Origin of the sequence: Rodentibacter caecimuris (assembly GCF_010587025.1) — a bacterium.
In the GTDB taxonomy this organism is placed as follows: Bacteria; Pseudomonadota; Gammaproteobacteria; order Enterobacterales; family Pasteurellaceae; genus Rodentibacter; species Rodentibacter caecimuris.
Genome location: NZ_CP040863.1, coordinates 892,641 through 915,494, shown reverse-complemented (window position 1 = coordinate 915,494; position 22,854 = coordinate 892,641). Strand labels below are relative to the sequence as shown.

The following is a 22,854-nucleotide window of genomic DNA, read 5'->3' as shown; positions in this document are numbered from 1 at the left end:
ATAAAACATCTTATATTCTTTATAAGAAAAATTAATTTTAGAGAGAAACTATGAAAAACAAAGTTATAGAAGAGGTAATTTCTATCTGTGGTTCTCAAGCCAAACTCAGTCAAAAATGCGGCGTTTCTCAAGTCTCCGTTAGTTTTTGGCTAAATGGAGGTGGAATTAGTGCGAAATACATTCCGTTAATTGCTAAAGCCACAAATGGAAAAGTAAGTGAAATTGAGATTCTTAATTCGCTTACTCAAAGCTAATTTACCCGATTTCCCCCAAATGAAAACCATAAAAACAAGGCAAAAATTATGGCGATGAAGAAAACCATTATTGAGATGATTGAAAAATGTGCGGGCGGTAAATCAGCCGTGGCGAGCTTTCTTGGCTTGAACGAAACGCAGTTAAACAACCGCCTATACCAAACCAAAGGACAACGCTTTACCAATGAGGAATTGTTAGCGATTCAGCAAGAGTACGGCTTAACCGATTTTACCGATGAGATTTGCAGATTATCTGGTGGTCGGTTTGTACCGAATGTAGCAACAGATGAATTAGACAATGCGGAGTTATCCCTATTGCAGATTCAAGAATTATCTGCCCGCGGGTTACTTTACAAAATCTTAGAGCAGGCATTGCAAGACGGTGAAATTACCTCACACGAGGAAGACAAAATCCGTCAAGCCTTGAGCAAGCATTTATCAGCGACACAGCTTTCGATTGAGAGTGTGATTGTATTAAACAAACGGCAATAAAAAACCACGGCGGCAACCGTGGTAATTTTCTATCTATGGAGATGTATTTAATGAGTAAATTATTACCAATAATTAACGAAAATGCAAGCACTTTGACAATGAGCAGTCGGGAGATTGCGGAACTAACTCACAAAGAGCATAAAAATGTGATGCGTGTGATCCGTGATTTGATTGAACAAAATTTAGTCGCTCAAATTGAGCCACTAAAATTTGAATATAGAAATCAATGGTTTGATTACTATGAGTTAAATAAGCGGGATACGCTTGTTGTAGTTGCTAGACTTTCTCCTGAATTTACCGCAGCGGTGATTGACCGTTGGCAGGAGCTCGAAAACCAACAAGCACCGACCGCAAAAATTCCGCAATCCTTTTCTGAAGCATTGCTCTTAGCGGCTGAATTACAAGCTGAAAAAGAGCGCAATGCGCCTAAAGTGGCATTTGTGGATCACTATGTCGAGGTTGGTACAAGTAAATCACTTCGTGAAACCGCTAAAATTTTGAAGATGCCGGAAAGAGCATTAATCAATCGCTTGATTGATGACAGATTGCTTTATCGTCAATCCGGTAATTTGTTGCCGTATCAATCTGCTCATTCAAAAGAATTGTTCACCGTCAAAACCGGCACGGCAGAACACGGTCACAATTTCACACAAACACGAGTGACAAGCAAAGGCATTGAATTTATTGCGTCACGTTACGCTTCGGAGTTGATGTTATGAGATATTCAACTTATATCAACAATCAAAAATGCCTTGAGTGGGGATTGAATGCTAATCAAGGTGCATTGTTCGATCTATTAAATCAAGCCTCTTCTTGGGCTTCTGAAGTCGTTGTTGATGGTGTCGTGTATTACTGGGTATCTCGTCATAAAGTGATTGAGGAACTACCCTTATTTTATAAAACCGCAGATACTGTTTATCGCCATTTTGCAGAACTTAATGATAAAGGTCTGATTGTTTACTTAAAACAAGGTAAGCACGGTGATAAAGATCTCATTCGGCTAACTGAGAAAGGCAAAACTTGGAATGAATTTAAATCAGATGTAAGTCGAGATAACTCGGAAATGAATCCGAGTTTACCCCACGAACTCGGAAATGAATCCGAGATAACTCGGAAACAGATCCGAGATAACTCGGAAATAAATCCGACAGATAAATATATAAATAATAAAAATACTAAAGATCATATTAAAAAAACTTCGCAAAAAAAGACCGCACTTTTGGATTTTGAACTGCACTTTGAAAAATTCTGGTCTGCCGGTATGCGCAAAGTGGGAAAACCACAGGCATTGAAAAAATTTCAATCGGCGTATGAATCTTACAACGCCGAATATCCAATTTCGCTTGAGGCATTCACCCAAATGTTGGTTGATGACGTGGAAAAGCGAATCAGGCTCAGGCAGTTTGGCTTTGACAACCTGCACCCTTCAACTTACCTAAACAACTGGCGTTGGCTTGATGATTACCCACAAGAACCTGCGGGGCAAAACGTGTGGCAAATGCCGAGTAGCGACCCTTTCGCCGATAACGGCACATGGGGCGTGGGAAGAAAATTAAACGTCGATCCAAGTTTAATTCCGGAGTATTTACGATGAACGCAATTACTCCAACTCAGAAAAGTGCGGTCGAAAAAGCCGATGTTTCCGGCAATGCGGCGAAATTGATTGACCGAATGTTTACCCGATTGAAATCGCTTTTCCCTGCTTGGAAACAGGCATTTGACAGCATGGAAACTTACAACGAAACCAAGCAAATATGGCTTGAAGAATTACTCAAAGCGGATGTGATGACCCCATTGGCATTGAAACGCGGATTAGACCGTGCGGCAGGTTCAGAAAGTCCATTTTTCCCAAGTGTCGGACAATTTATTGCGTGGTGTAGTGAAGACTATCACGCATTGGGTTTGCCGAACGAAGCGGAATTATACCAACGTTACCAAACTTTCTTAGGCTATGCTCGATTCAATCGGGACGAATTTCAATATCGCTCAAAAGTGGAGTATTGGTTGCTGAAAAATCTCTACGAAAAGTGCAAGAAAAAATCGGAAGAGGACACATTGAAAGCCATTTCGAAATTACTCACGGAAGCAGCCGAAAAAGTGCGGTTGAATTTCCCTTTTGAGGATATTCCGAAAATGATTCCTGAACAGCCAAGTTTTTACGACAAAGCACGAGCAGACCAAGCAAGAGACCGTGTAATGGCTCAAATTCGAGGAGCAATGCAATGACCGAATTTAACAAAGACCACTATCGCACGCCACGTTATGTTTTCCGTTGGTTAGAACATCGTTTTTATTGGTTTCATTTAGATGGTTGCGCTAATGAGGCACACGCATTACGCCCACGTTGGATTGGGCCGAGTAGCAAAATTTGTGAGGATTTTTTATCGGAAGAATTATTTGACCGTTTACTTGATGAAGTGGTTGAGCAGGCGGATATGTTACGCCTTTTCGTCAATCCGCCTTATAGCGACCCATTGCCCTTTGTAAAACGGGCAGCGGAGTTAAAACAAGCAGGCTATTTGGTGGTGATGTTGTTACCGGCAGATAAAAGCACCAAGTGGTACAAAGTGATTCAAGAAAACGCCACGGAAGTTATCGATATTATTGGCGGTCGAATTAATTTCCTTCATCCGGTTACAGGTGAGGAAGTCAAAGGCAATAACAAAGGTTCAATGGTGGCTGTGTTCGATCCGTTTATGCAGGGCTTTGTCACTCGTCAAGTAAGTTTAGATTTTGTGAAAAAGGTCGGTGGGTATGGATCATAATTATCCTCGAATGTATTTGATTAACGAAGCAGTACGAAATCGGGTAATTGAAACTATTCGTCAGTTGCCTATTAGTGATTCAGATCCGCTTGTAGTGGAAATTAAAGTTAAAACCCGTTCAATGGAACAGAACGATAAATTTCACGCAATGCTTGGCGATATATCAAAACAGGCATTATGGCAGGGTGATAAATACGATTTATACGGTTGGAAAAATCTCCTTGTTAGCGGACATACTATTGCGACTAAACTCCCGTATAAATTGGTTACAGGCATTGAGGGAGAATTAGTGAATGTGCGTGAGCAAACTTCCAAAATGGGCGTGAAACGAATGGCGAGTTTAATTGAATATACCACCGCTTGGGGCGTTCAAAACGGCGTGCATTTTAACGACAGATGGGGATTTTGGGGAAGATAAAACCGCACCGAAGTGCGGTTGGTTTTGAGGGCATTTTTAGAATTTGCCTAATTGCCGTTTTGGGCGAAGCACATCGTTATCCCGAATGGTTGGCAAGACCCGATTCCAGTTTTCATTGCCCCACATTTCGACTTTAAAGTCGGTTGTGAGCTTTTGGATTAGTGGTTGATGACGGCGGAGCATTGAACCATATTCGCTAACAATGCTACTGGCTTGTGCGGCGAACTTGGATTGAATGTTTTCCAGTGCCGGCAAAATATAACTCGTGAACTCAACGCATTTTAATAAGGCGAACCAATCCCACGCCAGTTGTTGGAGTTCATACTCTGAGTGTTCAAAGGTGAATTTCTTTTCAGGTTCGGGCAAGGCGAGTTGTTTCGGTGGCTCAATCTGATTTAAGAACGCTCTGAGGACGACAAGGTGAAAAGCAGGGCTTATCCATGCAGCGTAGGCGATAACGAGTTCTTTACAGGCGTATGTGCCACCTTGTGAACCTCGAATTATTTTAAATGTACAGATCTGTACATTTGAATTTTCACTCTCAATTGCTGAAATAAGATCTTTTGTTTGATCTAAGCGAAGAAAATGAGAGGGGCGATGTTTTTCAGCTCCGCCACTAAGAGAGTGAAGATCATTTAAAGCGTAAAGGTTATCAAGAGTGTGGATTGAAGTGTTAAGAATAGTTAGATTTGACATACTTTGTTCCTTCTACGAAAAGAAATGGTGATCGAGTGGTTCGTAGGCTGAACAAAGACAGCTGGACGTATTTCCCGAAGGTATTGTATTAGTCGCCCACTCGATCATAGATTGTAAATTACCTTTTTGTACAAAAATTGTGGGAAAGAGAAAAGAGATCACAAATTTTGGACACAAAAAAATCACGCTGACGGGGTGAATTACCGCTTTGTTTATAAGGCTACGACACCTTGGAATAAATCCTACCCTTGAACGTTGGGATTGTCAAGAGTAGGGCGAGATTATGCCCGCTCCATTCCTGCGTAGGAACCAGCAAATAGCTCTTTCTGTGCTGCAACCGCTAAGAAGTGGCTGCGATCGCGATAGAGTGAATTATTGGCAACACGGTTATCAATGTTGTGGAGTAGATATTGCGGAATGCTGATATTGATTCGTTGTTTTTTTCCGAAAAATTCAGACACATCAATATCAACTAATAACCAAGTGTCGCAATACTCATAATCTTCGTGTTTTTGATATTCGGCAAAACCGAGATCTTTGATTGTAGAAAAATCAAAGCCTGTTTCTGCCATATCTTCAAGAACAAGGTGAATAGCGTCCGTTACCATTGGCAAAATATCTTCAATTTTGTCAGCGGCACTAATGCAGTGGTAAAGGTCGTTAGACAATGCGGGAACATAAAGCCCGATTGCGGTTTTATCATCTTTCGGCATTTCAACGCCGATAGTAAATAACATAAGCAAGCTCCTTGTTAGCTCGGCGGAGCTAAAGCCCCGCCGATTTTTTGATGGATTTTAAAGTTCCGATGGCTAAATCCTTTTTCGGGTGGGGAACTGGAAAGGTTTTTCCGGTTTTAGGCGAGTACCAAATTTGATGATCGCCTTTTCCCATTCGTTTGAGATAACAGCCGTGAGCTTTAAGCTCCGAGATTAAGTCAGCTGAGTGCATGCTTCCTCCTGTTGTCTTAATCTGGAAATAATTATACACACAACAAACACATGTTTCAATGAGTTTAATAATTTTAGGGAGAAATAATGCGAGTGAAACCACTCAAACCAAAGAAGTGCAAAGCGTGCGGTAAAGAATTTACTCCTCATAATTCACTGCAAAAAGTCTGCTCGCCCAAATGTGCCATAGAACTAGCCCGAAATAACGCACAGAAAGCCCGAGAGAAAGCGGAGAAGCAAAAGCTAAAGGAACGTAAAGCAAGATTGAAAAGTCGCTCAGAATGGCTGAAAGAGGCGCAATCAATATTTAATAAATTCATTCGTTTACGGGATAAAGACGACCCCTGTATCAGTTGCGGTCGGTATCATCAAGGGCAGTGGCACGCAGGGCATTATCGGAGTGTAGGGGCTTGTCCTGAATTACGGTTTTGTGAACTCAATGTTCATAAGCAATGTGCGCCTTGTAATGACCATAAAAGCGGTAATGTGATTGAGTATCGGATTAATCTGGTAAAAAAAATCGGTGTAGATAAAGTGGAATGGTTAGAACGCCAAGACCACGATTTTAAGAAATACACGATCGAAGATTGCAAGGAAATTATTCAGTATTACAAAGAAAAGGTGAAGGAGTTGGAAGGTGAATTATAGTGTTGAACGCGTTTTAGAAAAATGGGGTAACTGTTGGGGGAGGGCAAGAATCGGTACGGAATATCCAAGTACAACGATATCAATACCGGTATTACCTACACCACGGAAAGCATACGTCAAATTTCTCATTGACGATGAATGCCTTCTTATAGAGAAGCAAATAATGAATCTTCATGCTGATAATCTTCTGCAGTATCAAATCTTGATGGCATTGTATGTTCAGAAAGCAAAAGAGAGGGATATTTGCAATGCGCTGGGTATCTCTCCGGCGAGAATGTATCGTGAACGGGCACAAGGAATCCGATTTTTAAAAGGGGCTTTTACTGGGGCGAAGATTAAATTTATGTTTTTGGGGTAAAAAAGCGAAAGTGCGGTTAATTTTGACCGCACTTTTTGTTTAAGCAAAACTCGACTGTTGAACTTGGAATTTGAGGTTTAATGCTTTCATAACTTTCATCACGGTAGCAAAAGTTGGGTTACCTGAACCGGATAATGCTTTATAAAGCCCTTCACGGCTGATTCCTGCATCACGGGCAATTTGGCTCATATTACGTGCTCGGGCAATATCTCCAAGCGCAGATAAAATAAGTTCAACATTGTCTTCTTGTAAAATTTCGTTGAGATAAAGCTGAATTTCCTCTTCGGAAGTGAGATGTTCTGCAATATCAAAATCTTTTAATTGTTCTGTCATAATCCTAATTCCTCTGCAAGTTGTTTTGCTTTCTTGATATCTTGTTCTTGTGTGGATTTGTCTCCGCCACATAGTAAAAATACTAAAACACCGTTTTGATTTTTCAGATAAATTCGATAGCCTTGTCCTTCATCTATGCGTAATTCAAAAATGCCATCATTTACACTTTTAATATCGCCAAAGTTTCCGAACTGTAAACGTTTGATTCGTGCATTGATTTTAGCTTTAGCACGAATATTCTTTAGTTTGCTCAGCCAGTTATCAAAAGTTAAAGTTGTTTTAATTTGGATTGTCATAGGAAAACGTTATTGATTTGTCTGAAGGCATTTTAAATAACCTAACTCAACCTGTCAACTGTGGTTGACATATTATTTTATATCTTTAGCTCTGTTAATAAACGGTTGACTACTTGCAAGTAAAAGTATATGATTCTCAGTACAGTGCGGTTTTAGCACATTGCGAACGCACAAATGAATTTTAACAGCCCTGATTTAGAAATAGTCGGGGCTTTTTATTATGTATTTACTCTGTTAGCTCAATAGGATAGAGCAATGACCTCCTAAGTCATCGATACTGGTTCGATTCCGGTACAGAGTGCCATATAAAACATGATACAGCCCTGAGCAGAAATGCTTGGGGCTTTTTGTTGGTGGTGGAAAATGGAAATCACATTAGGCGATAAAATCAAAATCAACGGCGAAGAAGTGCCGGAGTATTTGCTCAAGGCACTTTATGAGAATTTGAAATTACGTTATCCGGTAGTACCGACCGGCTACATTAATTGCAGCTCAATAAAGGCTGATAAGATTCAAGCGGGATGCACTAAAGCAAGTAGTCTTCCGCCTGTAAATTCTCAATCTGAAGTTCAGTGCACGCCATTGATGGCTAATGGATTGAGAGTCAGACCGGATTTAATTCGGCATCTTTGATTTAAATTCTATTCCGTCCCAAAATGCTTTTGGATATAACGTTTTCGCTGAGGTTATGATGGTAGAGTTAAATGCTGCATTAAGAAAATGCGAATGTAATTGTAAATCAAGTCACACTCATGAAGTTCACGAGAAGCGACCTCGACGTATATCAGATTGCGTTCTTTATCGCCGTAATAAGAAAACGGACGGTACTCCCAATGCACTCTTTGAGAAGTTTGTTGCACGAGAATATCTGGATTGACATTTAATTTATCTGCTTGTTGATAAAGCCAATCAAGAAATAAATTATCTATTTGAGAGATAAATTCAATATTGTTAGCGGTTTGAATATCACGAAAAGAAAATTCAAGATAGGTAAAGACTGGTTCATCTTTAGATTGCCAATTGGCACAACCTAAGGTTATATATGGGCTATCCTTGCTATTCATTTCAATAATAATTTGTTTTAACTCAGGTAGTCCTTCAGTTTCTAAAATGTTATCTATCAATTCAGGATTGTTTACTAAATCCATTCCTCCGGCATTTGGAGTATAGTTTATAACGCTATTGTCTCCTACATCACTACGGAATGGATAGTTATAATAATTATTGCTATTAGTTGATAACTTCATTTTAAACCTCTGTTATTTTATTGTGTGGAAACTTTATCTTAACAGAACTTATAGCTCACCGTAAAAGGTGGGCTTTTTTATTGCCTCAATTAAAGGAGGCGGAGTATGAAAATGTTTAAAGACCCGGGAAACCAAAGTTATTTCTGGTCTAGCTTTTCTGGGTTACTTGCTTGGTTAGGCGACCAGCAAAATCTAATGCTGCTCAGTCTTGCTATTGGTATTTTGACGGCATTAGTTAATCTTTATTCAAAATGTTCTGAAGGTCGAGCAAGAAAACGAGCAGAAGAACGGGAAGAAGAGATTCACGCACTTAAAGTGCAGCAACTCAAGCGAGGATTAAGAGATGAGTAGATTAAAAATTGCCGGTACGGTTGGTGGTGTAGTGGTATGTAGTGTCGCCGCCATTATTGGCATAGTACAGACAAAACACCCTGATTTACGGGTTAGTGAAAAGGGAATGGAAATTATCGGTAATGCGGAAGGCTGTCGTCGAGACCCGTATCAATGCCCGTCTGATGTATTAACGGTGGGGATTGGTTCGACAGAGGCAAGCGGTGAGAAAATCAATCCGAACAAACGTTACACGGATAAAGAGATTGCTGACCGCTGGGCGAATGACTTACGCATAGCAGAACGCTGCGTTAATCAATATGGCAACGGTAGCCATCTACCGCAAGGCACATTTGATGCGATGACTTCCATCGTATTTAACGTAGGTTGTGGTGCAATGAGTAAATCAACAATGTTCCGCAAAGCTAACGCAGGTGATTATATCGGAGCGTGTAATGAATTGCCGAAGTGGGTTTATGCCGGTGGTAGGAAATTACGTGGACTTGAGATACGGCGAGAAAAGGAAAAAGCATTATGTTTAACCGATTTGAAAGTGCGATAAAACTCACCGCACTTTTTCTTATTTTGAGTTTGTGCTTTTGGTTATGGGTTCAGCAAAACACTATCTCTAACTTAAGAGCTGACAATCAGGCACAAGCCCAAACTATCACAAAGCAAAGTGCGGTTATTTCTGAACTTAAATCGGCAGCCGAAGAGAACCAACGCCTCACACTTGAACTAAGCAAAGCAGAGTCAGAGGCAAGGAGTAAATCAGATGAAGTCATTAAATCTATTTCAACACAGGAAAAAAACACTGACGCTTATCATAGCCACGCTCCTCGCGCTGTTATCGACTTCTTGCGCCAAGAATGAGCCAATTACAGCGGCTTGCCCTGTATTGCCGGCAGCGTTTATCTCTCACTTAGACAAGACCTCATTCAATGGCCACACCTACGGCGATGTGACACAGTATGCCGTCATCCTCAAGCGTGAGCGTGATATGTGCCTAAACCGAGTGGATAAAATTCGGGAGTGGCGAGTAGAACAAGCACAAAAATAAGCGAGTAGTGAAAAGATGTCTTTCGATTATGGATTAAATTGGATTGGTAAAACATTAGCTAAGAATCAGATTGATACCCCTCATTCAATTTGTTTAGTCGAAGATAAAGCCCACAATGAGAAACCGGGAAATAAGGTTTCAGAGAATATCCTTATTGAAGGAGAAAATCTAGAGGTCTTAAAATATCTGAAAGCCACCTATGCCAATAGCGTGAAGATGATTTATATTGATCCCCCATACAATACCGGCAAAAAATTTTGCTATAACGACAAATTTACTTATACGCCTCAACAAATTGCTGAAATGTACAACATTTCCTTGGTTGAGGCTAAAAAGTTAATTAAATCGCTCTCTAAGAGCGCGTTAAGTCATTCTGCGTGGCTTACTTTTATGTATCCACGTCTTTATATTGCCCGTGATTTGCTAAAAGAAGACGGCGTGATCTTTATTTCCATTGATGATAACGAAGTGGCGCAGTTGAAATTATTGTGTGATGAGGTGTTTGGGGAAGGGAATTTTGTTGCCATATTACCTTGGAAAGGACGTGGTGGTGGGGCTGATGATAAAAATTTACTCCAAAATCATGAATACGTTTTAATGTACGTCAGTAATAAAGAAAAATTTATAACGGGACGTAAAATTAAAGCAGGGGAAAAATTTCCTAAATTTGATACTGAAAAGAATAGATACTATAAAACTCAATTAGTAAGAAAATGGGGGAGTAACTCTCGCAGAGAAGATCGACCAAATTTATTTTATCCAATAGTATATGATAATACTGAAATTTTTCCTATTTTACCGTCTGGTTCAGACGGTTGCTGGCGTTGGAGTAAAGAGCGTTTTTCTTTTGAGCTTGAGCAGAATAATATTGAATTTTCTCAACGAAATGATGGTATATGGGAAGCATATGAAAAAATTTATGAGCCATTAAACGGAGAGATTAGAACAAAACTTTATTCAGCTTGGTTACAATCTGAATTAATGGACGAAATAGAGGATTTACTTGATGAAGAAGACAGTAAAAATACTGCTTTTGGTACAAAACAAGTAAAAAATCTTTTTGATGATATAAAAGTTTTTGATTATCCAAAGCCAACAGAGTTAGTAAAAATTTTAATCAAAATAGCTTCTGTGCAATCTAACGAAGTTCTTTTAGATTTTTTTGGTGGCTCAGGCACTACCGCCCATGCCGTAATGCAGCTCAATGCTGAAGACAACGGCAACCGCCAATTTATTTTGGTGCAACTTCCTGAGAAAACGGACGAAAAGTCCGAAGCCTTTAAAGCCGGTTATAAAACTATTTTCGACATCACCAAAGCTAGAATTGAAAAAAGTGCGGTCAAAATTCACCAAGATTTTCCTTATACGCAATGTGATCTCGGTTTCAAAATTTTTAAAGCAATAAATACACAATAAGTAAAGGAAACACCCAAATGACTAAAAAAGACGAGGTGAAATCCACGTCTAAGGGCGTGGGTAAATTAACCGATAAACAAAAGCGATTTGTTGAAGAGTATTTAATTGATTTAAACGGTAAACAAGCTGCAATTAGAACAGGTTATAGCGAATCAACTGCAGAACAACAAGCAAGCCGATTGTTAAGTTATGTTAAGGTGCAAGAGGCTATTCAGATAGCCCAAAATAATCGTTCCGCTAGAGTTCAAGTTACTCAAGATGATGTCTTGCGTGATTTGTTAGAGGTTCGAGATATATGCATGGGGCGTAAATCGATTATTGTTACAGATACCGTTAAAAATAACCAAGAAGGCAAAATAACTGCAGTAGATAATCCTGTTTTTGCATTTGAACCATCGGGGGCAAACAAAGCTCTTGAGTTGCTCGGAAAACACTTGGGTATGTTTAAAGATCGGGTTGATTTAACATCAGGTGATAATCCGTTGCCGGTGAAGATTAATGTGAGTTTTGGTGATGAATGAACTTAATCTTACATTTTCCCCTAAATTTAAACCGCTATTTCAGTCGATATGGCGGTTTATTATTTTCTACGGCGGTCGAGGAAGTGGAAAAAGTTTCAATATTGCTCGAGCTTTAATTTTAAAGGCGTATGAAAACCCTGTTCGTGTTTTGTGTTGCCGTGAAATTCAAAAATCCATTTCTGATTCTGTTATTCAAATGCTGGCAGATCAAATTGAAATGTTAGGCTTGCAAGCTTTTTTTGATGTGCAGAAAACACAAATCATCGGTAAAAATGGTTCACGTTTTACTTTCGCCGGGCTGAAAACCAATATTACTTCTATCAAATCGATGACGGGGATTGATTTAGTCTGGGTGGAAGAAGGGGAAAACGTTTCAAAAGAAAGTTGGGATGTGTTGATTCCAACAATTCGTGAAGATGGCTCACAAATCATCGTCAGTTTCAACCCTAAGAATATTCTTGATGATACTTATCAACGTTTTGTCATTAATCAACCTGAACGTTGTTGTTCTGTATTGGTTAATTGGCAGGATAATCCGTATTTTCCAAAAGAATTAATGGAAGATATGGAGCAAATGAAAGAACGTGATTATGAACTTTATCGTCACATCTATGAAGGTGAGCCCGTCGCTGATAGCGATTTGGCGATTATCAAGCCGTTATGGATTGAAAGTGCGGTCAATGCACACCTTAAATTAGGTTTTTCTGCTGAAGGGAAAAAGCGTATCGGTTTTGACGTGGCAGATGAAGGCGCAGACAGCAATGCCAACTGTTTTGTTCACGGTTCTGTGGTGCTTGATTTAGAAAGTTGGAAATCGGGTGATGTGATTTACAGTGCAGACAAAACCCACGATTGGGCGTTACAAAAACAAGCTGATGAAGTGGTTTATGATTCGATTGGCGTGGGCGCAGGCGTAAAAGCACGTTATGCCAGAACGGAAAGCAAAATAGTGTTTACCGGATTTAATGCCGGTGGCACTGTAATTAATCCTACTCGGGATTATATAACCGGAAAAACTAATGGCGATATGTTCGCTAATGTGAAAGCTCAGGCTTGGTGGGCTGTAAGAGATCGATTTTATAAGACCTATCGTGCTGTTGAATTTGGCGATAAATATCCGGTGGATGAATTGATTAGCTTAGATGGAAAATTACCAAATTTGGAATATCTGAAAGCTGAGCTTTCTCGCCCTCGTGTTGATTATGACAATAATGGTAGGGTGAAAGTGGAAAGTAAAAAGGATATGAAAAAACGAGGCATTCCATCGCCTAACTTGGCGGATGCGCTAATTATGTGTTTTGCACCGTTAGAATATCGCACCATGCACCAAACGCCTCTTAGTATTTATTAAGGATTGAACATGTCAGATGTTTCTACTGTCAGTAACGAAATGATCTCGTTACATAAACAAATTCAGCTTATTGATGATTTGCTGGGTGGAACAGCCCAAATGCGTCATCGAAAAGAGAAATATCTTCCTCAAATGGAGCTTGAGAGCAACAAGAGCTATCGTAATCGTTTAAATCGCTCCACGCTTTATCCGGTGTTAAGGGAAACACTCTCGCAAATGTGTGGACGAGTCTTCTTTAAACCCATCTCAACAGAGAATATTAATGAAACATTAGCGCAAGACTTCTTGCCCGATGTTGATGCACAAGGGAATAATTTAGATGTGTTTTCTGTGCAATGGTTTTATTCTGCCTTGGCTTATGGGGTTTCTTATGTGTTGGTGGATTATACTCGAACAGAGAACGTGAAGACCCTTGCTGATGAAAAAGCCGCTGGAGCAAGACCTTATTTGATCGAAATTAAACCTCAAGCCGTACTGGGTTTTAAAACGGCAAGGGTTAATGGCAAACAGCAGCTCACGCAATTCCGTTATAAAGAAAATATTATTGAAGATGACGGCGAATTTGCGGTGAAATCTATTGAACAAATCTGCGTATATGAGATCGGTCGAGTGCGTAAATATCGTCAGGCGCAAGGTGGTTGGTGGTTACACGAAGATGTGAGGATTTTTGCTCAAAATAAGCCCCTTGACTATATTCCGATTGTCGCATTTAGCACTAACAAAAAAGGGTTCATGATAGGGGAAAGCCCGTTGCTTGAGCTTGCCTATCTTAATGTTAAGCATTGGCAAAGCCAAAGTGATCAAGACAACATTTTAAATACAGCTCGTGTGCCGTTGCTTGTTCGGATTGGAATGAATGATCAAAATCCCGTTAAAATTGGCGGAAGTCTAATAGATGTACCACAAAACGGAGATCTCCGCTATGTGGAGCATTCCGGGAATGCTATTGCAGCAGGACAAGAAAGCTTAAAAGAACTGGAAAGTCAAATGCGAGTTGCCGGTGCAAAGTTGCTTGATAAAACGGTTTTGGCATTGACCGACACTCAATCCCGTGACGAACAGGGAAAGGAAATCAGCCAACTAAGACTTTATGCTAATCGATTTGAAGATGCTTTAGATTTGGTATTGGAATATGTAGGAAATTGGTTAGGTATATCACAGGTAGGTAATGTAGAAATTAGCGGTAATATTGATAGCGATGTTGATCCTAATGCATCAATGGATACCGTAATTAAACTACAAGCAAGTGGTCATCTTTCCAAGCAATCCACCTTTGAAGAAGCCAAACGGCGTGGGTTGATTAGCGATAATCTCGATTGGGAAAGTGAACAAATGCGACTTGAAGCGGAAGGGTTAGGTTATGAAAATCAATTCGGTAAAGAAACCGATGCTTGATGAAAAGATCGCCTATGCATTAACAGATCGAAAAATCTTACATTTTCGTTATGATGCGCATCTTCGCCGAGAAGTGTTTAAACGGCTTAATCATACTCAGCGAAATTTGCTCAACCGACTTTCTTCCGCTGGAGTTGAAGCATTGCAGAAACGGGAGTTAGATAAACTCCTACGAGAGCTGAAGAAAGAAATCGCCCAAATCTACCAAGAATTAACCGCTTATACCGACGCCGAGTTAAGCGGTTTTTTAATGTCAGAAACAACCGCACTTCAGCACTTGTATAATGATGTAGTGGGATTTGATTTCTTCAACGCTGTGCCTGATTACAAATTGAAAGCAATGCAACGGGTTTCCCTCATTGCCGGTGCGCCACTTGAAGATTGGTGGAAGAAGCAAGGCAATGAAACGGCTTTTCGTTTTGAAAGTCTGATGAGGCAAGGTTTATTAGATGGCAAGCAAACCAACGAATTAATTAGTGATGTAAAAGACTTGATGGGTACATCAAGACGACACGCTGAAACTTTGGTGATTACGGCTGTTGCCAAAACTGCTGACGAAGCCCATCAAGCCTTACGTGATGAAAACCTTGATTTGATTAAAGAGGAAAAGCATTTAGCTACCCTCGACACTCGAACCAGCGAAGTGTGTCGGGTTCGGGATGGATTAAGGTGGGATATTGACAAAAAACCGATAGACCACGATTTACCTTACAGACGACCGCCATTGCATCCACGTTGCCGTTCCATACTTCAATTGGTGTTGAAATCGTGGAAGGAATTAGGTTTTGACAATGTCGATGAAGTACCCGAAAGCACTCGTGCTTCAATGGATGGACAAGTCAGTGAAAATGTGAATTATGAAAACTGGCTAAAAGGCAAATCACAAGCTGAACAAGATGTAGTATTGGGTAAGGGGAAGGCAGATTTATGGCGACGTGGTGTGATCACCTTTCGGGATATGTTGGATCAAAGTGGTAGACCATTGACATTAAAAGGGCTATATTCCCTTATAAATACATCAAATAAAGGCCATTCTAATGTGAAAAGTGCTAAATTATTGTGGGAAAAAGCCCAAAAGGTGGAGCCTAAAATTACAGCAGATGTAACAGAAATTATTTCATCGGTAGGAGGGAAAGCGGAAGGACTTGAATATCGTTTAAAATCGCTAACCTCATTAAAACGTAAAATTAAAACTGAAATATCAGCTGGATTTTCAGAGCAACAAGCGGTAGAAAGTATCCATGATATTGTTCGTTATACTGCTATTTTCGACGAAAATACCTTTGTTGAGCAATATCAGAAAATGCAAGAGCAACTCCTCCAGAGAGATTACAGCACATTCGTTGTTAAGAATACCTGGCAAGATGGCTTAGCATATAAAGGTGTTAATACTTTTGTGAGTACTTTTATTGAAAAGGATAACACGATATTTGAAATTCAGTATCATACTCAGCAAAGTTTTGAGCTGAAAAATGGCAAGTTACACAAGCTATATGAAGAATTTCGAGATCCCGAAATACCTGAGCAGGCAAAAGCGAAAATTTTTCTTGAAATGCAGAAATTAAGTGCTAATCTAAAAGTGCCAAAAGATATCAATTTAATTAAAGGGAAAAAATAATGTATCAATATTATTTGGCTCAGATTGGTAACGATCAGCAAAAATTGATTCGTGGTATAACAAATGACTGGCTTTCTTTTGCAGTTTATGATCCTGATAAGGAGGATTGGGATAAAAAATTTGGTCCATTTTGGGCAGATAAAATTCTTGTCAGTGGATTTAGTGACTATGATGAAATCTCAGAAAAAGAAGCCATCCACTTTATTAAGGTGCATTAAGTGCTACTATCTGAACAAGCTAGATTGCTTGCTGAACAACTACATGCGAATCAGTTAGATAAAGCAGGAAAACCTTATATTCATCATTTATCTTTTGTTGCTGATTTATTGAATGGCCAGGCAGATGAAATTATTGCGACAGCTTGGTTACACGATAGTGTAGAAGATACGTCTATTTCACTATGTGAAATTCAAACACGTTTTGGCAAGCGTATTGCTGAAGCGGTTAATGCAATCACAAAGCGGAAAAATGAACCTTACGATCACTATTTGTCTCGTGTAAAAGCGAATAGTATTGCAAGGCAGGTGAAATTGGCAGATTTATCTCATAATATGGATTTGTCACGCTTAGCTGTTGTTACCAGAAAAGATAAAGAAAGAATAGCGAAATACCAAAAAGCCACACAGTTCCTACAAACCTAGCCTAACCGCTAGGTTTTTTATTATCTAAAAACCGACCGCACTTTCGGAAGATCGTGCGGTTTTCTTTTATCTACGGCTTGGAAAAGCCACAAACCAACTGGAAGGAAATCCATTATGAACTTAAAACTCGATGAAAATGGTCACGTTGTAGTAGAAAACGGTAAACCTGTCTATGTCTATCCGGACGGAAAAGAGGTTGCCTATGATGTGCCGGCAGCAGTGGCAAAAATCAGTTTGCTGAATGCGGAAGCGAAACAGCACCGTGAAGCGAAAGAAGCAGCGGAAGCAAAACTCAAAACCTTTGAGGGGATTGAAGATGCAGAAGCAGCGAAAAAAGCCCTTGAAACGGTAAAAAATCTCGATGATAAAAAATTGATTGATGCAGGTGAAGCCGAGCGGGTGAAAGCTGAGGTAGTGAAAAGCTACGACGAGAAACTGGCGGAAGCCAATAATCGTGCGAATAAACTCGAACAGCAGCTTTATGGCGAAATTGTCGGCGGTGCCTTTGCCAAATCCAAAGTTATCACCGAGAAAACCATTTTGCCGCCTGATGTGGCCCAAGCCTACTTTGCTAAGCATTTCAACGTTAAAGAAGGAAAAATCGAGGCGAAAGATAGTCAAGGCAATCCGATTTATAGCCGTTCAAAACCGGGTGAATTAGCCGATTTTGATGAGGCAATGGATATGTTAATTAATAGCTATCCAAATAAAGATGGCATTTTACGTGGTAGCGGTTCAAGCGGCAGTGGTGCGCAACAAACTACCCAAGGTGGGAGTGTGCCGAAGTCACTTGCTGATTGCAAAACCGATGAAGAACGGATCGCCTATATACAAACCAAAGCAGCGGAATAATTCCGCTGTTTATTTTTTTAGGAGAAAGAAAAGATGTCTTTTGATTTACAGGTTTTTAATAAACAAACCCAACTTGCTTTGACCGAAACGGTTGATCAAGATATTGATAAATTCAATAAAGCCTCCGGTGGAACAATTGTGTTACAAAATGCACCGGTTGAAGGTGATTTTGATATTCGTGCGAGCTTTAAAGCAGTCGCTGGTCTTGTCCGCCGCCGTAATGCTTATGGACAGGGTACAGTGGAAGCTAAGCGCCTTGAGCAATTGCTCAACGTAGCGGTAAAAGTCGCTGCTGGTACGCCACCGCTTGAATATGAACCGCAGCAATATCACTGGATCTTAAAAAATCCGGAATTAGCGGCGATCACTATCGGTCAGCAGTTAGCCAAAGCACGCCTTGCCGATATGCTTAACACTGCCGTGTTAGGTGGCGTGGCGGCAATCGGTGGCAACGCCAAGACTGTCTTAGATGATAAAACTCAATCGCCAACGTTCCGAACCCTAAATAAAGGGGCAGCACTATTCGGGGATCGCTCCGGCTCATTGAAAGCATGGGTGATGCACTCTACAACATTGCATACATTGTTTGAAAATGCTTTAACCAATACGGAACGCTTATTCAACTACGACAATATTAATGTAGTGCGTGATCCGTTTGGCCGTGTCTTTGTCGTCACGGATAGCCCTGCATTAGTGAATGCTGATGGTTCTTACAATACTCTCGGCTTGGTTGAAAATGCGATTTTAGTCGGTGGTAACAATGACTTTAACAGTGTGATTTTACCGAAAGTCGGTGGGGAAAATATCGGTGCGACCTATCAAGCGGAATGGACCTATAATTTAGGCATTCTCGGCTATAAATGGGATATGACTGCCGGCGGTAAATCACCAAATGATACCGCATTGGGTACATCAACCAACTGGGAGAAATCCGCGACCTTTGATAAAGACACTGCAGGTGTATTAGTCAAAACTAAGTAATCCACAAAACCGCCTGAATTTTCAGGCGGTTTTATTTTAAGGAATATTTTTATGAAAAAACGCATTCTTTATTTTACCCGTGACTTTTCCGCTCCAAATATCGCCTTTGCGAAAGAAAAGGGATTAATTATGCGCAATGTCGGTGCTTATCATTCGTCTGACACACTGGAAAATGCCGATGCCGTCTGTGGTGAAGTGCCGGAACGTTATCAACACTTGCCGTTGTTTGATTTGGGGCAAGGCGGCGATCCAAAAGATGATCTCACTAAATTGAAAGTGGATGAAATCAAAGCAAAATTGACCGCACTTCAAGTGAGCTTTGAACCTAATGCGAAGAAAGATGAATTACTTGCCTTATTGATTGCTGTAGAAAAAGGGGAACAAGATGACCCTAAAAATACCCAATGACAGCTATGTAACCCTTGAGGATGCCGATCATTATCATGTCAATCGCATTGCCTTTGAGACTTGGGATGAGCTAGATGAGCAAACCAAAAAACGGCGATTAGTGAGTGCGAGTGATTTTCTCGATCATTATTACACTTTCGCTGGTGAAAAAGCCGATCCGCTACAACCTCGTTGTTTTCCTCGAAAAGCGCAAACCGATATTCCGCAAGCTGTCAAATACGCGGTGTGCGAATTAGCATTGCAGGAAGATCTTAACCAAAACCAAGCGCAAAGGATGTCGAGTGTAAAAGTCGGGCCAATTTCGGTGAGCTATGGCGAAATCCCTGAACAAAAAGCCAATCGTTTTGAGTATGTAAAATATTTACTCAAGGAATTTTTAGCTGAATCAACGGGATATGTTGAGTTGTTAAGGGGGTAAAATGTACGGACGGTTAAGTCATCTTTCAACACAACTTATCAAACAGTTCGGTGTACCTTGTGTCGTTAAGACTGAAAGTAAGGGACTATATAACCCGGAAACCGGGGGTATATTGAATAAAAGGCGGGCGTCAAATAAAGCTTATTGCTTGTTTGACAATCTGGCTTATGATTTTCCTTCTTATCAAAGTAATGGCTCGGGAAAAGGGGCTTCTGCAATGGTGAAACAAGGTGATGTAATGTTGTATATCACTGAAAGTGGAAAGCCGGAAATCCACTCAACGGTGAGTGTTGAAGGGGAAACTTGGACGATTATTACTTGCCAGCCTATCAAACCCTCCAATGTTGCCATTATTTACCAATGCCAAGCGCGGAGGGCTGCATAGTGGGGGCATTTAGTGCTGATATAGGCAAATTCATTCGAACGGTGGAACAAAAGGCCGATGTGGTGATGCGTAAAACAGCCCTGGAATTACTCACCAAGGTACAGGCTAAAACGCCAGTCGATTCAGGGCAGTTGCGCGCCAGTTGGACGTCAGCTATTAACGCATTGCCTACATCCTATGACGGTCAAGTTGATGTCGCAACGGTTAAATTTGGTGATACGTGGTTTTTAGGGACGAATAAATCCTATGCACCACAACTGGAATATGGACTTTATCCTAACCCACCGAAATCAGCATCCGGAAAAACGGTGAATGGTTTTTCAAAACAAGCACCGCAAGGGATGGTTCGGATTTCTGTACAAGAAACCAAATCCTGGCTAGAGAAGGTGAAATTCTAATGAAAGCAAAAGTGCGGTCAATTTTACAAACACATCTTGCAGGTTTAGGCGAATTTAACACAGCTTGGGAAGGAATTAATAATACACCGACGCTCCCTTATCAATCTGTTTGGCTGACGGTTTCAACTGCTCAAACCGGCGCTATTTCTTCAAAACCTCACAGCAAAGAAACAGGCTTTATGCAGGTTACGCTGTTTTATAGTGCCGGAAACGGTACGCAACATATTGAAGAAAGGGCAAGCCAAATTCGCAAGCATTTTTACGGTCAATCTTTTATCAAAGATAATGTTCAGGTTGTTATTCTATCACCGCCTTTAATTGGCGGTGTTTTTTTATCGGATGACAAATTAGCATTACCGATTACTATTAATTTTACGGCTTATGAGCTTTAGGAGGCACATATGGCGAATGCACAGGGCGTAAAACGTAAAGTTACGTTTGCCAAAGAAACCGTTTTTGGTACGCGCGCCACAAAAACTGCGGGAAAAATTATTCCTCGCACAGAAAGCACGTTAAACTCCGTTTTCGATTCATTTTCAAGCGAAGAAATTCGCGAGAATATGCAGCGTTCTCCTTCCATTGTGGGGTTTGAAAAAGTCGAAGGAGATTTGAAAGGAGAGTTGGCGGCAGGTCAATGGTCAGCCTTTTTGGCTGCCGCATTACGGGGTGATTGGACGGTGGCTAAAACACCTATTATCAAGAAAACCTCAAATGGTACCGGGGAGAAACAAGGGAAAATCTTGGTGATTCCGGAGAGAAATCACACAACGGATAGCTTTACTATCGAAGATATTTTCACGGATATTAACCTAAGCCGAGTTTATACCGGTTGCCGGGTATCTAAAATCAGCATTGATATTCAACCCAATGGAATTGCTTCTATTACTGTCACTTTCTTGGGGCAAAGAGGGGAAGAAAGTCAAACCGCTTATTTCACCAATGCGACAGAGGTTACCCAATCCCCAAAACTTGCCGGGGTAAACGGTCAATTATTACTTGGTGGACGACAAGCGGCATTAGTGACCGGGTGCAAAATTGATATTGATTTAAACGCCTCAAGTGAACCGGTATTAGGGGCGAAATTTGCACCGGATGTCTTTATCGGCACGATTGCCATTAGTGGCTCTTTCACGATGTATTTACAGGATAAATCTATGATCGAAGCTGTACGCCGTGGGCAAAATCTTTCATTAGCTTTGCGAATGGATGCGGAAACAGAAGACGGTTCTGATTATATGACATTCATTCTACCGGGCATTAAAGCGACGAGTGTTGATGTGGACGATGGCGCGAAAAATTTGATTCAGACATTAAATTTTGACGCTTTTCCTGCCGTTTATGATTCGGAAAGCAGCATTGATGATGTCTTGAAAAAGCCGACAACACTAATCATTCAAGATACCTTAGCTTAATTAACTTTATCATACAGGCGGCTTTCGTACCGCCTTTTATTTCTCATTATTTAAAAGGATAACATAATGGATTTTTCTAAATTAGATATTCACTCAACCGCACAAAATACTTTCCGCTTTGAAGTTTTACACCCGGTTACTGGTGATAGCACCGGCGCATTTATTGACGTTTACGGTGCAGAAAGCGATCCGGTTCGCAAATATACGGCAAGCCAATTGCGCCAACTCCAAAAGCAAGAATTTGAAAACAGTCGCACCCGCAAACCTAAATATGTGGAATTAAGCGAACTTGAAGATCGCAAATTAGAAAATGCCCTTGTGCGAATTGCCGGTTGGGAAAATGTGAAATGGGGTAAAGAAGAGATGGCATTTACGCCTGAAAACGCCCGCAAATTATTGACGGCTTGCCCTTGGTTGAGCGATCAAATTGTTGAACATTCAGATGAATTGGGAAACTTCTTGAAAGCCTAGTTGATGATTTACTCGACTATGCGAAATCCGAATTTGAATTAGACAAAAAGCCAAAAGGATCTGATGCAACCAATCGAGAACATTTACAAGCTATTCAAGAAGCAACGGGGGCGGAACTCAGCGAACTGAATCACCCGTTGCCAAATGAAATAGTACGGTATCTACTTGATGACTTCTATGAAATCGCCTTATCTCGCCAATATGGTATGGCGTGCAATCCCATTCTATACGCTGAAATCGAATCTTGGTGTCGATTAACCCAACGACACCTTGAGAAATGGGAGCTAGAAGTCATCAAGCAGTTAGATATGTTATGGTTGCAAATTAATGCGGATTAAGCCCGATCTGAAAAGGTTGGGTTTCTTATTTGCCTGTAAATGCAATGAGCGGTTTTTTATGGGGACAAAATGAAAACCTTTAACTTTCCTCCTCAATGGAATATGAAGCGCAAAGCTAAACCTGAAACCAATATTCTTAAATTTGGTGATGGGTACGAACAACGTACTGCAAAAGGGCTCAATAATGATTTGCGCACTTATGATGTCTCTTTTAAAGGCATTAATAGTTACATCAATCAAATTGATTCATTTCTGACGGAACATAACGGTTATAAAGCATTTTTGTGGACACCGCCATATTCAGACAAACAAAGTAAATTCCGCTGTGAAGAATGGGATGTAGATATTTCAGAGGGATTTTCCGTCTTAACAGCTACTTTCCAAGAGGTGGTTGCATAATTTAGG

Annotated in this window: 39 protein-coding genes and 1 tRNA gene; 33 read left to right on the top strand and 7 right to left on the bottom strand. The window is 40.5% G+C overall.

Annotation, left to right across the window (positions count from 1 at the left end):
• Positions 1-50 precede the first annotated feature (50 nt).
• Genes FEE42_RS04565 through FEE42_RS04535 form a run of 7 tightly spaced genes read left to right on the top strand, consistent with a single transcriptional unit; the run spans position 51 to position 3,929 of the window.
• Positions 51-254 carry a YdaS family helix-turn-helix protein gene (locus FEE42_RS04565; RefSeq protein ID WP_136125112.1) on the top strand — a complete coding sequence of 68 codons (204 nt, stop codon included), beginning with the start codon at positions 51-53 and terminating at the stop codon, positions 252-254.
• A gap of 48 nt (positions 255-302) precedes the next feature.
• Positions 303-746 (top strand): YmfL family putative regulatory protein, encoded by a 444-nt coding sequence (locus FEE42_RS04560; RefSeq protein WP_164027820.1) that lies wholly within the window; start codon positions 303-305, stop codon positions 744-746.
• Positions 747-796: 50 nt separating this feature from the next.
• Entirely contained in the window at positions 797-1,465 is a 669-nt protein-coding gene (locus FEE42_RS04555) for a phage antirepressor KilAC domain-containing protein (RefSeq protein WP_164027819.1), read from the top strand.
• A complete protein-coding gene (locus FEE42_RS12655; RefSeq protein WP_206023160.1) occupies positions 1,462-2,340 on the top strand; it encodes a hypothetical protein in 879 nt (292 codons plus the stop codon). Before FEE42_RS04555 ends, FEE42_RS12655 begins: the two co-directional genes overlap by 4 nt.
• Positions 2,337-2,972, top strand: coding sequence for a replication protein P (locus FEE42_RS04545; protein ID WP_167514392.1), 636 nt, complete (start codon positions 2,337-2,339; stop codon positions 2,970-2,972). Before FEE42_RS12655 ends, FEE42_RS04545 begins: the two co-directional genes overlap by 4 nt.
• A complete protein-coding gene (locus FEE42_RS04540) occupies positions 2,969-3,511 on the top strand; it encodes a DNA N-6-adenine-methyltransferase (protein WP_164027818.1) in 543 nt (180 codons plus the stop codon). The genes FEE42_RS04545 and FEE42_RS04540 overlap by 4 nt, the downstream gene beginning before the upstream one ends.
• Positions 3,501-3,929 carry a recombination protein NinB gene (locus tag FEE42_RS04535; protein ID WP_237184480.1) on the top strand — a complete coding sequence of 143 codons (429 nt, stop codon included), beginning with the start codon at positions 3,501-3,503 and terminating at the stop codon, positions 3,927-3,929. The genes FEE42_RS04540 and FEE42_RS04535 overlap by 11 nt, the downstream gene beginning before the upstream one ends.
• Before the next feature lie 36 nt (positions 3,930-3,965).
• Here FEE42_RS04535 and FEE42_RS04530 read toward each other — a convergent pair whose 3' ends face one another.
• The 3 genes from FEE42_RS04530 to FEE42_RS04520 all read right to left on the bottom strand — a co-directional run bounded on the left by FEE42_RS04530 (position 3,966) and on the right by FEE42_RS04520 (position 5,573).
• Positions 3,966-4,625, bottom strand: coding sequence for a P22AR C-terminal domain-containing protein (locus tag FEE42_RS04530; RefSeq protein WP_164027817.1), 660 nt, complete (start codon positions 4,623-4,625; stop codon positions 3,966-3,968).
• Between the two features lie 281 nt (positions 4,626-4,906).
• Positions 4,907-5,362, bottom strand: a complete 456-nt coding sequence (locus tag FEE42_RS04525) for a type II toxin-antitoxin system HicB family antitoxin (protein ID WP_135968556.1) — start codon at positions 5,360-5,362, stop codon at positions 4,907-4,909.
• Between the two features lie 28 nt (positions 5,363-5,390).
• On the bottom strand, positions 5,391-5,573 hold the full coding sequence (locus FEE42_RS04520; RefSeq protein WP_135968557.1) for a type II toxin-antitoxin system HicA family toxin: 183 nt from the start codon (positions 5,571-5,573) through the stop codon (positions 5,391-5,393).
• Positions 5,574-5,659: 86 nt separating this feature from the next.
• Here FEE42_RS04520 and FEE42_RS04515 point away from each other — a divergent pair, with 86 nt between their 5' ends.
• Positions 5,660-6,220, top strand: coding sequence for a recombination protein NinG (locus FEE42_RS04515; RefSeq protein ID WP_164027816.1), 561 nt, complete (start codon positions 5,660-5,662; stop codon positions 6,218-6,220).
• Here the strand turns inward: FEE42_RS04515 and FEE42_RS12980 are convergent.
• Positions 6,215-6,349, bottom strand: coding sequence for a hypothetical protein (locus tag FEE42_RS12980; RefSeq protein WP_335341611.1), 135 nt, complete (start codon positions 6,347-6,349; stop codon positions 6,215-6,217). The genes FEE42_RS04515 and FEE42_RS12980 overlap by 6 nt on opposite strands.
• A 34-nt stretch (positions 6,350-6,383) precedes the next feature.
• Here FEE42_RS12980 and FEE42_RS12975 point away from each other — a divergent pair, with 34 nt between their 5' ends.
• Positions 6,384-6,578: a hypothetical protein gene (locus FEE42_RS12975; RefSeq protein ID WP_335341610.1), complete on the top strand. Its 195-nt coding sequence runs from the start codon at positions 6,384-6,386 to the stop codon at positions 6,576-6,578.
• 39 nt (positions 6,579-6,617) lie between these two features.
• Here FEE42_RS12975 and FEE42_RS04505 read toward each other — a convergent pair whose 3' ends face one another.
• Complete coding sequence (locus tag FEE42_RS04505; protein WP_077493439.1) at positions 6,618-6,911, bottom strand: addiction module antidote protein; 294 nt, start codon at positions 6,909-6,911, stop codon at positions 6,618-6,620.
• Complete coding sequence (locus tag FEE42_RS04500) at positions 6,908-7,207, bottom strand: type II toxin-antitoxin system RelE/ParE family toxin (protein ID WP_164027814.1); 300 nt, start codon at positions 7,205-7,207, stop codon at positions 6,908-6,910. Before FEE42_RS04500 ends, FEE42_RS04505 begins: the two co-directional genes overlap by 4 nt.
• A 228-nt stretch (positions 7,208-7,435) precedes the next feature.
• Here FEE42_RS04500 and FEE42_RS04495 point away from each other — a divergent pair.
• Both FEE42_RS04495 and FEE42_RS04490 read left to right on the top strand, forming a co-directional pair.
• Positions 7,436-7,511: transfer RNA gene (locus tag FEE42_RS04495), tRNA-Arg, on the top strand.
• A gap of 59 nt (positions 7,512-7,570) precedes the next feature.
• Positions 7,571-7,840 (top strand): hypothetical protein, encoded by a 270-nt coding sequence (locus FEE42_RS04490; protein ID WP_152634407.1) that lies wholly within the window; start codon positions 7,571-7,573, stop codon positions 7,838-7,840.
• Positions 7,841-7,893: 53 nt separating this feature from the next.
• On the opposite strand, the gene FEE42_RS04485 is transcribed toward FEE42_RS04490, so the two are convergent.
• The gene (locus tag FEE42_RS04485) at positions 7,894-8,454 is read right to left on the bottom strand and encodes a hypothetical protein (protein ID WP_164027813.1); all 561 of its coding nucleotides are present in this window, start codon (positions 8,452-8,454) and stop codon (positions 7,894-7,896) included.
• A 105-nt stretch (positions 8,455-8,559) separates the two neighbouring features.
• Between FEE42_RS04485 and FEE42_RS04480 the strand changes: the two genes are divergently transcribed.
• The 22 genes from FEE42_RS04480 to FEE42_RS04380 all read left to right on the top strand — a co-directional run bounded on the left by FEE42_RS04480 (position 8,560) and on the right by FEE42_RS04380 (position 22,848).
• Positions 8,560-8,805: a hypothetical protein gene (locus tag FEE42_RS04480; protein WP_164027812.1), complete on the top strand. Its 246-nt coding sequence runs from the start codon at positions 8,560-8,562 to the stop codon at positions 8,803-8,805.
• Entirely contained in the window at positions 8,798-9,346 is a 549-nt protein-coding gene (locus FEE42_RS04475; protein WP_164027811.1) for a lysozyme, read from the top strand. The genes FEE42_RS04480 and FEE42_RS04475 overlap by 8 nt, the downstream gene beginning before the upstream one ends.
• A complete protein-coding gene (locus FEE42_RS04470) occupies positions 9,319-9,657 on the top strand; it encodes a DUF2570 family protein (protein WP_164027810.1) in 339 nt (112 codons plus the stop codon). Before FEE42_RS04475 ends, FEE42_RS04470 begins: the two co-directional genes overlap by 28 nt.
• Entirely contained in the window at positions 9,560-9,844 is a 285-nt protein-coding gene (gene lysC / locus FEE42_RS13065) for an Rz1-like lysis system protein LysC (protein ID WP_470421510.1), read from the top strand. The genes FEE42_RS04470 and lysC overlap by 98 nt, the downstream gene beginning before the upstream one ends.
• Positions 9,845-9,859: 15 nt before the next feature.
• A complete protein-coding gene (locus FEE42_RS04465; RefSeq protein ID WP_164027809.1) occupies positions 9,860-11,260 on the top strand; it encodes a site-specific DNA-methyltransferase in 1,401 nt (466 codons plus the stop codon).
• 17 nt (positions 11,261-11,277) lie between these two features.
• Positions 11,278-11,781 (top strand): terminase small subunit, encoded by a 504-nt coding sequence (locus FEE42_RS04460; protein ID WP_164027808.1) that lies wholly within the window; start codon positions 11,278-11,280, stop codon positions 11,779-11,781.
• Positions 11,774-13,132, top strand: a complete 1,359-nt coding sequence (locus FEE42_RS04455) for a PBSX family phage terminase large subunit (protein WP_164027807.1) — start codon at positions 11,774-11,776, stop codon at positions 13,130-13,132. The genes FEE42_RS04460 and FEE42_RS04455 overlap by 8 nt, the downstream gene beginning before the upstream one ends.
• A gap of 9 nt (positions 13,133-13,141) precedes the next feature.
• Positions 13,142-14,527 carry a DUF4055 domain-containing protein gene (locus FEE42_RS04450; protein WP_164027806.1) on the top strand — a complete coding sequence of 462 codons (1,386 nt, stop codon included), beginning with the start codon at positions 13,142-13,144 and terminating at the stop codon, positions 14,525-14,527.
• Positions 14,493-16,145, top strand: coding sequence for a minor capsid protein (locus tag FEE42_RS04445; protein ID WP_164027805.1), 1,653 nt, complete (start codon positions 14,493-14,495; stop codon positions 16,143-16,145). Before FEE42_RS04450 ends, FEE42_RS04445 begins: the two co-directional genes overlap by 35 nt.
• Positions 16,145-16,363, top strand: coding sequence for a hypothetical protein (locus tag FEE42_RS04440; RefSeq protein ID WP_136126539.1), 219 nt, complete (start codon positions 16,145-16,147; stop codon positions 16,361-16,363). The genes FEE42_RS04445 and FEE42_RS04440 overlap by 1 nt, the downstream gene beginning before the upstream one ends.
• Positions 16,364-16,786 (top strand): HD domain-containing protein, encoded by a 423-nt coding sequence (locus FEE42_RS04435; protein ID WP_164027804.1) that lies wholly within the window; start codon positions 16,364-16,366, stop codon positions 16,784-16,786.
• Positions 16,787-16,900: 114 nt separating this feature from the next.
• A complete protein-coding gene (locus tag FEE42_RS04430; RefSeq protein ID WP_164027803.1) occupies positions 16,901-17,638 on the top strand; it encodes a DUF6651 domain-containing protein in 738 nt (245 codons plus the stop codon).
• 33 nt (positions 17,639-17,671) lie between these two features.
• Positions 17,672-18,619, top strand: a complete 948-nt coding sequence (locus FEE42_RS04425; protein WP_164027802.1) for a major capsid protein — start codon at positions 17,672-17,674, stop codon at positions 18,617-18,619.
• A gap of 51 nt (positions 18,620-18,670) precedes the next feature.
• Positions 18,671-19,027 (top strand): HeH/LEM domain-containing protein, encoded by a 357-nt coding sequence (locus tag FEE42_RS04420; protein ID WP_164027801.1) that lies wholly within the window; start codon positions 18,671-18,673, stop codon positions 19,025-19,027.
• Entirely contained in the window at positions 19,005-19,445 is a 441-nt protein-coding gene (locus FEE42_RS04415; protein ID WP_164027800.1) for a DnaT-like ssDNA-binding protein, read from the top strand. Before FEE42_RS04420 ends, FEE42_RS04415 begins: the two co-directional genes overlap by 23 nt.
• A 1-nt stretch (position 19,446) precedes the next feature.
• Complete coding sequence (locus FEE42_RS04410) at positions 19,447-19,830, top strand: hypothetical protein (RefSeq protein ID WP_164027799.1); 384 nt, start codon at positions 19,447-19,449, stop codon at positions 19,828-19,830.
• On the top strand, positions 19,830-20,228 hold the full coding sequence (locus tag FEE42_RS04405; RefSeq protein ID WP_164027798.1) for an HK97 gp10 family phage protein: 399 nt from the start codon (positions 19,830-19,832) through the stop codon (positions 20,226-20,228). Before FEE42_RS04410 ends, FEE42_RS04405 begins: the two co-directional genes overlap by 1 nt.
• Positions 20,228-20,620 (top strand): phage tail terminator-like protein, encoded by a 393-nt coding sequence (locus tag FEE42_RS04400; protein ID WP_164027797.1) that lies wholly within the window; start codon positions 20,228-20,230, stop codon positions 20,618-20,620. Before FEE42_RS04405 ends, FEE42_RS04400 begins: the two co-directional genes overlap by 1 nt.
• Positions 20,621-20,629: 9 nt before the next feature.
• Positions 20,630-21,640: a phage tail tube protein gene (locus FEE42_RS04395; RefSeq protein WP_164027796.1), complete on the top strand. Its 1,011-nt coding sequence runs from the start codon at positions 20,630-20,632 to the stop codon at positions 21,638-21,640.
• 66 nt (positions 21,641-21,706) lie between these two features.
• Positions 21,707-22,111 carry a hypothetical protein gene (locus tag FEE42_RS04390; RefSeq protein WP_164027795.1) on the top strand — a complete coding sequence of 135 codons (405 nt, stop codon included), beginning with the start codon at positions 21,707-21,709 and terminating at the stop codon, positions 22,109-22,111.
• Complete coding sequence (locus FEE42_RS13060; protein WP_164028808.1) at positions 22,087-22,449, top strand: phage tail assembly chaperone; 363 nt, start codon at positions 22,087-22,089, stop codon at positions 22,447-22,449. Before FEE42_RS04390 ends, FEE42_RS13060 begins: the two co-directional genes overlap by 25 nt.
• A gap of 69 nt (positions 22,450-22,518) precedes the next feature.
• The gene (locus FEE42_RS04380; RefSeq protein WP_164027794.1) at positions 22,519-22,848 is read left to right on the top strand and encodes a phage tail protein; all 330 of its coding nucleotides are present in this window, start codon (positions 22,519-22,521) and stop codon (positions 22,846-22,848) included.
• Positions 22,849-22,854: the final 6 nt, after the last annotated feature.